This is a genomic window from Cellulosimicrobium cellulans, from assembly GCF_001722485.1.
Taxonomy (GTDB): domain Bacteria; phylum Actinomycetota; class Actinomycetes; order Actinomycetales; family Cellulomonadaceae; genus Cellulosimicrobium; species Cellulosimicrobium cellulans_A.
The window spans coordinates 1-13,328 of record NZ_LWGL01000093.1 but is presented as its reverse complement, the minus strand read 5'-3'; the positions used below and the strand labels follow the sequence as shown (position 1 = coordinate 13,328).

Here is a 13,328-nt window from a genome sequence, read left to right as displayed (position 1 = left end):
GTCCGCGTCGTCGGCGGGCGGGCCGGCCGTGAGCGCGTCGAGCAGCGCCGCGCTCACCGGTCCGCGCGCCGCCGGCAGCGGGAGGCGCACCTGGTGCGGCTGGTGCAGCGTGGCGTCGGTGTCGTGGGTTGCGGTGTCCCGCACCGGGGCTGACGTCATCGAGGGCTCCCTGTGGGCGTGCGCGTCGGCGCCCCTGCTGGACGCCAGGGACATGGTGGACGAGGTCCCGGCGTCTCGCTACCGGTGCGACGGCCGGAGGCCCTGCCCCGCGACCCGGGGATCGCGGTGCAGGACCTCCGGTGCCGTGCGTCAGCCGGTGGTGCGACGCTGACGGGTGACCACCAGGGCGACCACGCCCAGGAGCACCAGGAGCGCTGCCCCGCCGGCGATCCAGCCGAGGGTCGTGCCGGTGGTCGCGAGCGGCGTCCTCGGCGAGCCAGGCTCGCCCGAGGCCCCCGGGTCGCTCGGGGCGGGGGGTACCTCGACCTCGTGCACCGTGCACAACGGCGAGCCCTCGGCGCACAGCGGTGCGGTCCCCGTCGGTGCCACGACGTTGCCCAGGGAGCGGTTGCCCTGCTCGGCCGGCTCCTTGACGGTGACCGTGTACGCCACCGTGGCGGTGGCCCCGGCGGCGAGCTCACCGGTGACGACGATCGTGTCGCCGTCCACCGTCGCCGTCAGCCCCTCGCCGGAGACGACCGGGTCGCCGACGAGCGTGGCGTCGTCGAGCACGTCGGCCATGTGGTCGGTGGAGTCGACCGGCTCGGCCGGGGCGTCCGGGCTCGTCGCGGTGCTGGTGAACGTCAGCGTGTACGTCACCTCCTGACCGGGTGCCACCTCGGTCCCGGACGGCGGGTCCGAGGTCTTCGTGACCGTCAGGTCGGAGACGTGGTTGACGGTGCAGTCGGGGCGCGCCCCGTCCGCGGGGACGCACTCGGCGGGCGGTTCCTGGCCCGGGTCGACCAGGACGTTGCCCAGCCGGTCGTCACCGCGCTCGCCGTCGCCCCGGACCGTCACCGTGTACGTGACGGTCGCCTCCTGCCCGGGGGCCAGCGTCCCGGTCACCCCGAACCTGCCGTCGAGCACCTCCGAGACGGTCAGCGCGTCGTCCGAGACGGCCGGGCTTGCGGTGAGGTCGGCGTCGTCGAGCACGCCGGTCAGCACGTCCTCGCGGTCCACCGCGACGGCGCCCTCTCCGGTGTTGGCGAAGTGGAGCGTGTACGTGACCTGCTGGCCAGCGCGCACGGCGGTGCCCGAGGCGGGGTCGACGGTCTTCCAGTCGTCCAGCGCGCCGACCGGGTGCTGCGTGCTGGGCGGCGGGACCTCCGAGCAGCCGTCCTCGGTGCACTCCAGCACCGGGACGTCCGGGACCAGGACGTTGGCGAGGTCGTCGTCCGCGCGGTCGCCGTCGGCGTTCACCGTCACCTCGTAGGTGACGGTCGCCGTCGCGCCGGCCGCCAGCTCACCGACCACTCGCAGGCGGGCGTCGGTGCGGGTCGCGGTCACGCCGGCCGTGTCGGAGACCGGCTCGGACGTCACCGCGGCGTCGTCCAGCACCCCCGACAGGTCGTCGGTGGCGTCCACGGGACCCGCCGCGGTGCCGTCGTTGGTGAACGTCAGCGTGTACGTCACCACGTCACCGGCCTGCACCGGCTCGCCCGGCGCCGGGTCCGACGTCTTGCCCGGCACCACGTGGGGCAGGTCGGTGGTCACCGTGGTGCCGCAGTCCTCGGCGCACAGCGCGGCCGGGACCGAGGCGGTGTTCTCGAGCACGTGGTCGCCGGCGTTCGTGACCGTCACCGAGTACGTGAACGACGCCGAGCCGCCGACCTCGAGCGGGCCGGTCCAGGTCAGCACCGGTGCGGCGTACGACACCGCTCCGGCGGTGGCCCGGGCGGCGCCGTCGAACGACGCGTCGTCCAGGACCCCGGAGAGGTCGTCCGTGGCCGTGGCCGGGGCCTCGTCGGTGAACGGCACCTGCCCGTCGTTCGTCACCGTGACGGTGTAGGTGACCGTGTCGCCGGTGCTCACCACGCCGGCGACGTCCGACGTCTTGTCGATCGACAGATGCGTCACCGGGTTCTGCGTCGAGCAGTCGAGCAGGCACACGCCGTTCGGGTCGGTCAGCACGTTGCCGAGCCGGCCGTCGCCCTGGTCGTCGAGAGCCTTCACCCGCACCGTGTAGGCCACGGTGACGGTCGAGCCGACCGGCAGCGACCCGGTGACCGAGAGCTCCGTCCCGGCGACCGAGGCGTCGAGCGCCGGGTCGGAGACGGTCGGGCCGGAGACCAGGTCGGCGTCGTCGAGCACGTCGGAGAGGTCGTCCGTCGAGCTCACGGCACCGGCGGCCTGGCCGTCGTTGCGGAACGTCAGCGTGTAGGTGACCTCCTGGCCCGGCAGGACGGCCGTGCCCGAGGCCGGGTCCACCGTCTTCCAGTACTCCAGGTTGGACGCCGGGATCTGGACCGAGTCGCAGGGCACGGCGCCCGGCGCGGTCTGGTCGGCCGGGACGCAGACGCGGTTGACCAGGACGTTGTCCCCGGCGCCGGTGTACGTCACGGTGTAGGTGATCGTCGCCTGCTGGCCGGCCGCGAGCGCGCCCGACCAGGTGATCTCGCCGTCGGCGAAGGTCGCGGTCCCGACCGAGGCGGTGATGCCGTCCTCGTCGAGCGTGGCGTCGTCGAGCACGTCGGACAGGTCGTCCGTGGCCGTCGCGGGCGCGTCGACGGTGTAGTCGCCGGGGCCCTCGTTGGTCACCGTCACCGAGTACTGGACCGTCTCGCCCGTCGCGGGCAGGTCGCTCCGGTCCGCGGACTTGGTCACCGACAGGCGCGGCAGCTCCGTCTCGGCGGTCGCGCACGGCACGCCGGTGACCGGGTCGGTGCCCTCTCCCGTCGGCGGGTCGCACGCCGGGGTGTCGCCGTCACCGGCGAAGGCCACGTTGCGCACGACGCCGTCGCCTCCACCGCCGACGGTCACCGTGTACGTGAGGGTCACCGTCTCGCCGACCGGCAGCGCGCCGGTCCACGAGAGGCGCGAGCCGGCGAGGGCCACGGCACCGTCGCGGTCCGCCGCGGCGTCACCGGCGTAGGTGGCGTCGTCGAGCACGCCCGCCAGGTCGTCGGTGAGGACCGCGGGCTCCTCGGTGGTGAAGTCGCCGGTGCCGACGTTCTCCGCCGTGACGGTGTAGGTCACGGTGTCGCCCGGCCGGGTGTCGGCGGTCGCGTCCGACGTCTTGGTGACGGCGAGCGTCGGCTGCGGGCACAGCGCGCTCGGGCGCACCTGGGCGTCGAAGCCCTCCATCGGCGCGTTCGACTTGACCTGCACCACGATCGTGTTCAGCCCGGTCTGCCAGTCGGAGTCGAGCGTCGTCTCCGCCGCGTTCTGGGTGTGGAAGCCGGCGTAGTTGTAGGCGCCCGGGTTGACGGTCGGCGCGGTCAGCGGCGTCTGCGGCAGTCCGGTGGTCCTGCCCGACTGCGGCACGCCGTTGACGAACACCTCGGCCACGGAGTTGTCGGCGAGGAAGTTCATCGCCAGCGCGAACGACTCGGTGTCGACGGCGTCGTCGAGCCGGAACTGGAAGCGGTAGTACCAGTCGCCCGAGGTCACGCCCTGGTTCGGTGCGGCGATCGTCTGCTGGGAGATCCAGTTGGCGTTGCCGTAGGGGCTGTCCGCCCAGTTCGCGACGATCTTGCCGACGTTGGCGGCTGCCCAGTCGGCGTCCGCCGGCGGGGCGGAGACGGTCGCGCCGGCCGGGAACGGGCCGGCGACCTGCCAGTTCGCGTCCTTGGCGTCGTTCGGCAGGAAGCCGCCGGTCGCCGCGTCGTAGGCGGTGTTGAAGACGTTCGCGTCCGCGGCGCAGTCGATCAGCGGCACCGGGTTCGCGGTGGTGGTCGAGCTGTTGTTGCCCGGGTTCGGGTCGTCCTCGTTCGCGGTGACCGTGGCGGTGTTCTCCACCAGGTCCGTCGCACCGGCCGGCACCGTGGCGGTGACGGTGTACGTCACCACCTCGCCCGCGAGCGTGCGGCCGCTGATGCACCGGACGTCGTTGCCGGTGACGGTGCAGCCCTCGCTGGTCGTGGCGACGTCCGTGAGCGGGGCGGGCACGGTGTCGTCGACGACGAACCCGCTGGAGTTCCCGGGCCCGTTGTTCGTCACCGTCAGGGTGTAGGTCACCGTCTCGCCCGCGACGACCGTCTCCGGTCCGGTCTTGACGAGGGCCAGGTCGGTCGGCAGCCCCGGCGAGCCGGTGCCGTCGTTGTTGGCGTTCGGCGGTCCGGGGTTGGCCGAGACCAGCGTGAACGTCGGGGTGGCGCCGGCCGGGTCGGCGACCGCGACCTGGTAGATCGTGCCGGAGACGTTGTAGGAGAAGCCCAGGTTGCCGTTGCCGAACGTCCACGCGGCACCGCCCTGGTCGGCGGTGTCGGTCGGGAACGGTGTCGTGAACCGGACCGTGGCGCCGGTGGTGGGATGCGTACGGCTGATGAAGCCGCCACCCATGGTCCACAGGAAGCCGTCCTTGAACGCCATGTCGTTGCCGACGGCGAGCTCACCGGTGATCGGGGTGTTGCGCACGATCGCGCCCGTGGTGACGTCGATGACCTGCAGGCTGACCGTGCCGTTGACGTTCGCGTAGGTGTAGAGGTGCCCGCCCGGTCCGAACGTCGCGGAGACCGACCCGGTGTACGTCGTCGTGCCGACACGCGTGAGCGTGCCCTCCTGGCCGATGCGGACCAGCGATGCCGACGGGATCGCGGGGTCCGTGCTGCTCCCCACGAGGGCGTAGATGTAGTTGTCGGCGGTGCGGTACGCGATCGCGTTGTACGACAGCGTCGAGGCAGGCCCTTCGGGCGAGAACGACACGTTGCCCGCCGAGTCGGCGACGGCCGTGTAGAGGCCCGTCGGGTTGCCCTGGGCGATGTACACGTACGGGTCCGCCGGGTCGAACGGGTCACCGGGCGCGGCCTGCGCCGGGCCCGCCGTGAGCACCGACGCTCCGCCGACCATCGACGTCGCCAGAGCCAGCGCCACGGTCGACGCGACGGCGCCCGCCGCCCACCGGCGCCGCGGTGGCCGAGCACGATGGCGTATCACCGGCGCCGCTGCTGGCGTGCCCGCCCTCGGTCGTGACCGGTCTCGCCCCGGCCTGCTGCGGCCGTCACCCGGCCGGTCGAACCACTGGATCCTCATGGCGCATCCCCCTCTGCGTCGGCGCACGGCAGACGTGCGTCCTGGCAAGGGGAACCGAGGTCCACCCGCGACCGACAGCCGAGGGCGCAAAATTGGTACACCGTTTCATGCACTCCGGGGCGTTTTCACCCGCCCGGTCCCCGTGGTTCACCCGCAGGTCAGGGCCGTTGTCTAGCGTCACGGGCATGCGCTCCCGACCCCTGCACCTCCTCCCGACCGCCGTCCTCGTCGCCGCCGCCCTCAGCGCGTGCACGTCCGGCCCGCCGACGAACGCGAGCATCGACGACTTCTGCGCCGCCATGGAGGACTACTGGGTCTCCGCCGAGTCCACGGACGTCGCCGACCACGTCCGCGCGGCCGAGAGCCTGTCGGTCGTCGGCACGCCCGAGGGTTCCCCCGACTACGCCGTGCGCACGGCCGCGCTGCTGGGGACCTGGCTCGAGAGCGACCGCGGGGAGGACGAGGGCTTCTACGCGGGGTTGTCGAGCGACGAGCGCTGGGACCTGCGCGACACCGACCTCTGGGCGCAGGTCACGTGCTCGACCGGTGAGCTCGGGGACATCGAGGACCACCCGTCCTACCAGCCGCGCTCCTGACGGTCAGGTGGACGCCGCGGCGAGGTCGGCCCGCGCCCGCGACGCGGCGCGCGCGGCCGTCCCGTCGCGCCAGGTGAGGTAGCCGCCGTCGAGGTTGCGGACGTCGTACCCGAGCTGGGCGAGCAGGCGCGCGGCGGTGTGCCCGCGCTGCCCGACCTGGCAGTGCACGACGACCGGCACGCCGGCGGGGATCTTCGCGGCGGCGCGGGCGCGCAGCTCGTCGAGCGGCACGTTGACGGCGGCCTGGCCGTCCGCGGTGCGCACGGTGCCGCGCCCGTGCTCCTCCGGCGTCCGAACGTCGACGACGGTCGCACCGTCCTCGACGAGCGCGTCGAGCTCGTGCCACTGGACGGTGCGGGTGTCCCCGGTGCGGAGGTTGTCGGCGACGTATCCCAGCATGTTGACCGGGTCCTTCGCCGACCCGTAGGCCGGTGCGTAGGCGAGCTCGAGGTCCGCGAGCTCGGACGCGGTGAGCCCGCCCGCGATGGCGGTGGCGACGACGTCGATGCGCTTGTCGACGCCGTCGCGCCCGACGCCCTGCGCGCCGAGGACGAGGTCGGTCTCCGGGTCGACGAGGAGCTTGAGCGCCATCTGCTCGGCGCCCGGGTAGTAGCCGGCGTGCTGCGTGGGGTGGGTGTGGATCGCGCGGTACGGGCGCCCCTCGGCGCGCAGGCGCTTCTCGTTGCGGCCCACCGCGGCGGCGGTCAGGCCGAAGACGCCGACGACCGCCGTGCCGACGGACGGGCGCATCGGGCGCGGGCGCCCGAGGATCACGTCGGCGACGTGCCGCCCGTGCCGGTTGGCGAGGTTGGCGAGCGGGACGAGCGTGGTCGCGGCCTCGTCCCCGCCGTCCGTGCCGTCCGTGCCGTCCGTTCCCAGGGCGGCGAGCGCGTCGCGCTTGGTCGCGGCGTCCCCCACGGCGAAGACGTCCGGCACCGAGGTGCGCAGGTCGTCGTCGACGAGGATCCCGCCGCGGGGCCCGGTCCGCGCGCCCGCGCGGACGGCGAGCTCGACGTCCGGGCGCACCCCGATCGCGGCGACCACGACGTCGGCCGGCACGGTGCCGAGGGCGTCGCCCGCGGCGTCGGCCAGCTCGACCGTGCGGGGGCCGACGGCGGCGACCTGGGCGGACGTGCGCACGTCGACGCCGTGCGCCTCGAGCTCGTGCCGCACACGCAGCGCCATCTCGGGGTCGAGCGGGGCCAGGACCTGGTCGGCGAGCTCGACGAGCGTGACGTCCAGACCGCGGCGGACGAGGTTCTCGGCGACCTCCACGCCGACGAAGCCGGCGCCGACCACGACGGCGGTGCGGGCAGGAGACCCGTCCTCGCCCCCGTGGTCGATCGCCGCGCCGAGCCGGTCGACGTCCGCGACGTCCCGCAGGACGAGGGCGCGCTCGACCCCCGGCACCTCGGGCACGACGGGACGGGCGCCCGGGCTCAGCACGAGGCGGTCGTAGAGCTCGACGTACTCCTCCCCCGTGGTCAGGTCGTGCACCGTGACGGTGTGCCCCGCGGCGTCCACGTCGGTCACGCGGCTGCGCACGCGGACGTCGAGACGGAAGCGCGCGGCGAGCGACGCGGGCGTCTGCAGCAGCAGCGCGTCCCGCTCCTCGATGACCCCGCCCGCGTGGTACGGCAGGCCGCAGTTCGCGAACGAGACGTGTTCCCCGGCCTCGAGGACGACGATCTCGGCGTCCTCCGACAGGCGGCGCATCCGCGTGGCCGCGGACATGCCCGCGGCCACCCCGCCGACGACGACGATCTTCAGCGGCTTCTTCTCCGACATGACGTCAGGATACCCCCTGGGGTATCGTGGTGGACACGACCGACCGAGAGGACGACCATGTGCCAGGCAGTGACCTGCAGGCAGTGCGGCAGGACGACGTGGAGCGGCTGCGGCCAGCACGTCGACCAGGTGATGCGCGGGGTGCCCCGCGGCGAGCGCTGCGAGGGGCACCCGGCGCAGCGACCGGGCGCCTCCCTGTTCACCCGGCTGTTCGGGCGCTGACGCCGCCCGCCCGACGAGAGGAACGCCCGTGCAGCTCGACCAGGACGAGATGAAGAAGGTCTCGAACCGCCTCAGGCGCGCGCAGGGGCAGCTGGCCGCCGTCGTGCGCATGGTCGACGACGGCGGCGACTGCGCGGACGTCGTCACGCAGCTCGCCGCCGTCTCGAAGGCGCTCGACCGGGCGGGTTTCGCGATCGTCGCGTCCGGCCTCAAGCAGTGCCTGACGGACGAGGAGAACGGGCAGGCCGACCTCCAGCGGCTGGAGAAGCTCTTCCTGGCGCTCAGCTGAGCGGCCGGTCAGAAGGTCAGGACCTCGCCGTCCTCGGGCACGAGGACGCTGTCGTCGATCCCCTGCTCGGCCGCCGCGGTTCGGACGTCGGCACGGGTGACCGGGCAGTGGTTGAGCGCCTCCATGTGCACCGCGACGAGCCGGGCCCGAGGGGCCAGGCGATGGACCTCCACGACGTCCTCGGCGCCCATGATGATCGGCCCCATCGGCGTGGGGACGGCCCCGCCGGTGTTGAGCACGACGACGTCCGGGTCGTGCTGCTCGAGAGCGGAACGGACGTCGTCGGTGAGGATCGTGTCGCCGGCGACGTAGACCACCGGCTCGTCGGGGTGGCTCACCACGACGCCCATGACCTCGCCGAGGACCTCGGGCATGGCGGCGAGCGCCTCGTCCGAGCCGTGCCGGCCGCCCGTGCGCGTGAAGACGGTGCCGTCGACCGTGATCGGTTCGGCGAGGACCCGCACGTCGGTGAAGCCGTCCTTCGCGACGACCTCGGCGTCGGCGTCGTGCTGCACCAGCACCGGGACGTCGCGCGGCAGGAGCGCTGCCGCGGCGACGTCCCAGTGGTCGGGGTGGGTGTGGGTGACCACCACGACGTCCGGCGTCAGCAGGTCGCCCAGGGTCACGACGAGGTCCACCAGCGGGTTGCGCGAGGTGTTGCCGGTCTCGCTGGGGAAGGCGTCCGTCGAGCCCCGGGCGCCGAGCATCGGGTCGACCAGGACGGTCTTCCCGCCCACCTCGAGCACGATCGTGGCGTTGCGTACCTGCGTCATCTGCATGGTGGGAGCCCTTCCTGCCGTCGGGAGACCTGCGTCCTCCCTCCGAGTGTGCGCGTCAGCCCTGCGCGGCGCGCTGTGCGCCGACCACGGCGGACGTGCCGAGGTCGCTCTTCGGCAGGGCCTCGCCGGCGGTGAGCGCGTCCGACCACGTGGCCGTGTCGGCGACGGCGGCGAAGTTCGAGGCGAGCAGCGTCAGCAGCGTGGTGTGCACCGTCTTGGCGTCCGCGAAGCCGGCGTCGTTGGCGATGTTGATCGCGCCGGTCGCGTCGGACAGCACCTCGGCGGCCAGGCCGTGGGTCTCGGCCTCGGCGGCGGAGGCGATGATGCAGTTGTTGGTCATGTAGCCGACGAGCGTGACGGTGTCGACCTGCTGGTCGCGCAGCCAGTCGAGCACGTCGGTCCCGGCGAAGACGGTGCCGTACTGCTTCACGACCGACTTCCACGCGTCCGTGCGGCGGCTCTCGACCTCCGGGTGCAGCTGGAAGCCGGGCGCGCTCGGGTCGAACACCGGAGCGCCCTCGCCCATCGTGTGCTGCACGGCGACGACGGGGATGCCGGCCGCGTGGGCGGCGTCGATCGCCGCGGCGATCCGGGGCAGCGACTCGCTGTGCGGCGGGTACTGGATCTCGAGGGGGCCGCCGAAGTAGTCCTGCTGGACGTCGACGAGGACGAGGGCGCGGCGCGGGGTGGCCATGACGGGTGCTCCTTGGTTCGGGGACGCCGCCTCCGGGGGCGACCCTTCGATCCTTCCGGCCGCGTCCAGGCCCCGCCATTGGCACATGTGCATCGTTACGATGGTTTCGTGCCAACCTCCGGAGCGCCGCTGCGCATCGCCGTCTACGCCTTCGACGGCGTCACGATGTTCCACCTCTCCGTCCCGCAGATCGTCTTCGACGAGGTGTCGCGACAGGGCCTCGGCTCGTGGGAGACGACGCTGTTCTCCGACCGCGCCGGATCCGTCCGGACCGCGGAGGGGTACCGGATCGGCGGGGTCCAGGGCCCGGCGGCCGCCGCCGAGGCCGACGTCGTCGTCGTGCCGTCCTGGTTCGAGGACGGTCGCACCGCGGGCACGACGCTGCGCCGCACGCTGACGCGGGCACACGACCGCGGCGCCACGGTCGCCGGGCTGTGCCTCGGGGCGGTCGCCGTCGCGGACGCGGGCCTGCTGGCAGGCCGCGGTGCGGTGACGCACTGGCAGGCGGTCGACATGCTGGCGAGCCGCCACCCCGACGTGGCCCTGGACGCGTCCGTCCTGTACGTCGACCACGGCGACGTGCTCACCTCGGCCGGCACGGCCTCGGCGATCGACGCCTGCCTGCACCTGGTCCGCCGCCGGCTCGGCGCGGCGGCGGCGAACCAGGTGGCGCGCCACCTCGTCGTGGCGCCGCACCGCGAGGGCGGGCAGGCGCAGTACGTCGAGCGCCCGGTGCCCGCGCAGGCGACGGACGACCCGGTGTCCCGCGTCGTCACGTGGGCGCTCGAGCACCTCGACGAGCCGCTGACGGTCGAGCGCCTCGCCGCGATGGCGCACATGAGCCGGCGCACTTTCATCCGCGCGTTCCGCGCGTCCACCGGCGCCACCCCGGCGGCGTGGGTCCGCTCGCGACGGCTGGACGAGGCGCGCCGGCTGCTGGAGTCGACGGACCTGCCGGTCGACCAGGTGGCCGACGCGTGCGGGTTCGGCAGCGCCGTGACGCTGCGGCAGGGCTTCGCCGCCGCCTTCGGGACGTCCCCGTCGGAGTACCGGCGCCGGTTCGACGCGCGCGCGACGAGCTGACCAGCCGAGCCGCACGGGCGCGCCACCAGCCGACTTGACCTCATACCCCGAGGGGGTACCCTGGGTGAGAACGCATACCCGCCCGGGGTATCAGGACGGGAGATCCGGTGACCACCACGAACCCCCGCAGCGCGCTCGTCGCGCTGCTGGCGATCACGACGACGCAGCTCATGCTGGTGCTCGACGACTCGATCGTGAACATCGCGCTGCCGAGCATCCAGGAGGCGCTCGGCGTGAGCGCCGTGCACCTGCCGTGGGTCGTCAACGCCTACATCCTCACGTTCGGCGCGCTGCTCCTCCTCGGCGGCCGGATCGGCGACCTGTGGGGCTCCCGGCGCACGCTCCAGGTCGGCGTCGTGCTGTTCGTGGTCGCGTCGCTCGCCGGCGGCCTGGGGCAGAGCACGGCCATGCTCGTCGCGGCCCGCGCCGTCCAGGGCCTCGGCGCCGCGCTCGCCGCGCCCAACGCGCTCGCGCTCATCACGACGACGTTCTCCGACCGGCCGACGCGCGACAAGGCGCTCACGCTCTACGGCGCCATGTCCGGTCTCGGCGTCGTCCTCGGCCTCGTCCTGGGCGGCGTGCTGACGAGCGCCCTCGGCTGGCGCTGGGTGTTCTTCATCAACGTCCCCGTCGGCCTGCTCGTCCTGCTCGGCACCCGGTACCTGGTCGCCGCGGCCCCCCGCCCCGCGCGTCTCGGCGCCGTGGACGCCGCGCTCGGCACGGGCGGCATGGTCGCGCTCGTGGCCGCCGTCACGCGCTTCGGCGAGAGCGGCCTGGGCGACCCCGTCGCGCTCGGGCTCGTCGCCGCGGCCGTCGTGCTGCTCGTCGTCTTCGTGCTCGCCCAGGCCCGCAGCCGCAACCCGCTCGTCCCCCTGAGCCTGTTCCGCGACCGCCACCGCAGCGGCGCGTACCTGACCATGCTGCTGCTCGCCATCGGCCCGATGGGCACGTTCTACGTCATCACGCTGTACCTGCAGCAGGTCCAGCACTACAGCGCGCTGCGCACCGGGCTGTCGTGGCTGCCGTTCGCGGTGGGGATCGTGGTGGGGGCCGGGCTCGCGCCGAAGCTCCTGCTGCGAGTCGCGCCCCGCCACGTCGGCGCGGCGGGCGCGCTCCTGAGCGCCGCGGCCGCGTTCTGGTTCTCCCGGCTGAGCCCGGACACGGGCTACGGGCTGCACCTCGCGCCCGCGATGTTCGTCCTCGCGCTCGGGTTCGGGCTCGGCATGCTCGCGCTCACCCAGGCGGCGGTGTACGACGTCGACCCCGGGCAGGCGGGCATCGCGTCCGCGCTGCTCAACTCCGCACAGCAGATCGGCGTCGCCGTCGGCCTCGCCCTGCTCGCCGGCGTCGCGGCGACGGTCTCGGCGCGGCCCGACGTCGCGGCGACCGGCTCCGACGTGGCGCTCGTGGCGGGGTTCAGCACGGCGCTCGTGGTGGCGTCCGGGCTGCTGCTGGCGGCCGCGCTCCTCGCGTTCGCGACCCTCGCCGGACGCCCCGGCGCCACCGAGGACGAGCCCGCGCTCGCCGCCCGGTAGCGCCGGGGGCGGGCGTCAGGCCCCGCCGAGCCCCTCGAGGTGGATCGCCTTGCGCACGGTCATCTCGTCGAGCAGGTCCGGGCCGTAGCCCGCGCCGCCCCCGCTGCCCCGGCGCGGGTCGGCGGAGCCGCCCGGCGCGCCGCCGAACACGGCGTTGACCTTGACGGTCCCGACGTCGAGCTGGTCGGCGGCGCGCAGCGCGTGGTCGAGCGACGGCGTGAGCACGGTCGCGGCGAGCCCGTACGCGGACGCCGACGCGCGGCGCAGGGCCTCGTCGAAGTCGGCCACGCGCACGACCGGCGCGACCGGGCCGAACGTCTCGTCGGTGAGGAGCGCGACGTCGTCGGGGCAGCGGTCGAGCACGGTCGGTGCGTAGAACGACCCGGGCCGGTCGAGGCGCCGCCCGCCCACGACGACCTCGGCACCGGCGGCCGTGGCGCCCTGCACGTGCTCCTCGACGACGGCGAGCTGGCCCTCGTCGACGAGCGGCCCCATGGTCGTGGCGTCGTCGGCCGGGTCGCCCACCGCGACCTCGCTGGCGATGCGCGCGAGCTCGGCGACGACGGCGTCCGCGACCTCCTCGACGACGTACGCCCGCTCGACCGCGGTGCACAGCTGGCCGCCGTTGGTGAACGCGCCGGTCGCGATCTGCTGCGCCGCGAGCGCCGGGTCGACCCCCGCGTCGACGACGATCGGGTCCTTGCCGCCGTTCTCCAGGAGCACCTTCGCGCCGCGCGCGCCCGCGGTCGCGGCGATGCGCCGGCCCGCCGCGGTGGAGCCGACGTGCGCGACGAGAGCGACGTCCTCGTGCGCGACGATCGCCTCGCCGGTCACCCCGTCGCCGCTGACGATCCGCAGCACGTCCGGCGGCAGGGCGCCCGCGACGAGCTCGGCGAGGCGCACGCCCGGGGCGTCGCTGCGCTCGGACGGCTTGTGCACGACGACGTTGCCCGTGACCAGCGCGGCGGCGATGAGTCCCGCGGCGGCGGGGTAGGGGTCGTTCCACGGCGTGATGACCGCGACGACGCCGCGAGCGCGAAGATCCCGGTGGCGACGAGCCGCCAGGTCACCGACTCCCCGCCGTCGACGAGGAGCGCCCACGCGAAGAACGGGACGAGCAGGATGCGCACCATGGTGACGACGTTCGCGGAG

Annotated in this window: 9 protein-coding genes and 1 pseudogene; 4 read left to right on the top strand and 6 right to left on the bottom strand. The window is 74.1% G+C overall.

The window, feature by feature from the left end; all coding sequences use genetic code 11:
* Positions 1-309: 309 nt before the first annotated feature.
* Positions 310-5,031: a DUF11 domain-containing protein gene (locus tag JZ5iCDA_RS11150; RefSeq protein ID WP_171905358.1), complete on the bottom strand. Its 4,722-nt coding sequence runs from the start codon at positions 5,029-5,031 to the stop codon at positions 310-312.
* Between the two features lie 344 nt (positions 5,032-5,375).
* Here JZ5iCDA_RS11150 and JZ5iCDA_RS11145 point away from each other — a divergent pair, with 344 nt between their 5' ends.
* The gene (locus JZ5iCDA_RS11145) at positions 5,376-5,786 is read left to right on the top strand and encodes a hypothetical protein (protein WP_069387242.1); all 411 of its coding nucleotides are present in this window, start codon (positions 5,376-5,378) and stop codon (positions 5,784-5,786) included.
* A 3-nt stretch (positions 5,787-5,789) separates the two neighbouring features.
* Here JZ5iCDA_RS11145 and JZ5iCDA_RS11140 read toward each other — a convergent pair whose 3' ends face one another.
* Entirely contained in the window at positions 5,790-7,574 is a 1,785-nt protein-coding gene (locus JZ5iCDA_RS11140) for an FAD-dependent oxidoreductase (RefSeq protein WP_253182053.1), read from the bottom strand.
* Positions 7,575-7,824: 250 nt separating this feature from the next.
* Here JZ5iCDA_RS11140 and JZ5iCDA_RS11135 point away from each other — a divergent pair, with 250 nt between their 5' ends.
* Entirely contained in the window at positions 7,825-8,085 is a 261-nt protein-coding gene (locus tag JZ5iCDA_RS11135) for a metal-sensitive transcriptional regulator (RefSeq protein ID WP_069387241.1), read from the top strand.
* Positions 8,086-8,093: 8 nt separating this feature from the next.
* Here the strand turns inward: JZ5iCDA_RS11135 and JZ5iCDA_RS11130 are convergent, their stop codons facing one another.
* Together JZ5iCDA_RS11130 and JZ5iCDA_RS11125 are read right to left on the bottom strand one after the other, a co-directional pair.
* On the bottom strand, positions 8,094-8,864 hold the full coding sequence (locus JZ5iCDA_RS11130; protein ID WP_069387240.1) for an MBL fold metallo-hydrolase: 771 nt from the start codon (positions 8,862-8,864) through the stop codon (positions 8,094-8,096).
* 55 nt (positions 8,865-8,919) lie between these two features.
* Positions 8,920-9,558 carry an isochorismatase family protein gene (locus JZ5iCDA_RS11125; protein ID WP_069387239.1) on the bottom strand — a complete coding sequence of 213 codons (639 nt, stop codon included), beginning with the start codon at positions 9,556-9,558 and terminating at the stop codon, positions 8,920-8,922.
* A 108-nt stretch (positions 9,559-9,666) separates the two neighbouring features.
* Between JZ5iCDA_RS11125 and JZ5iCDA_RS11120 the strand changes: the two genes are divergently transcribed.
* Positions 9,667-10,641, top strand: coding sequence for a GlxA family transcriptional regulator (locus JZ5iCDA_RS11120; RefSeq protein ID WP_253182052.1), 975 nt, complete (start codon positions 9,667-9,669; stop codon positions 10,639-10,641).
* A 107-nt stretch (positions 10,642-10,748) separates the two neighbouring features.
* Positions 10,749-12,176 carry an MFS transporter gene (locus JZ5iCDA_RS11115; protein ID WP_069387237.1) on the top strand — a complete coding sequence of 476 codons (1,428 nt, stop codon included), beginning with the start codon at positions 10,749-10,751 and terminating at the stop codon, positions 12,174-12,176.
* 15 nt (positions 12,177-12,191) lie between these two features.
* Here the strand turns inward: JZ5iCDA_RS11115 and JZ5iCDA_RS11110 are convergent, their stop codons facing one another.
* Positions 12,192-13,190, bottom strand: a complete 999-nt coding sequence (locus JZ5iCDA_RS11110) for an aldehyde dehydrogenase family protein (RefSeq protein WP_253182054.1) — start codon at positions 13,188-13,190, stop codon at positions 12,192-12,194.
* A 23-nt stretch (positions 13,191-13,213) separates the two neighbouring features.
* Positions 13,214-13,328: pseudogene (locus JZ5iCDA_RS19725) on the bottom strand (CDP-alcohol phosphatidyltransferase family protein); the annotation flags it as partial.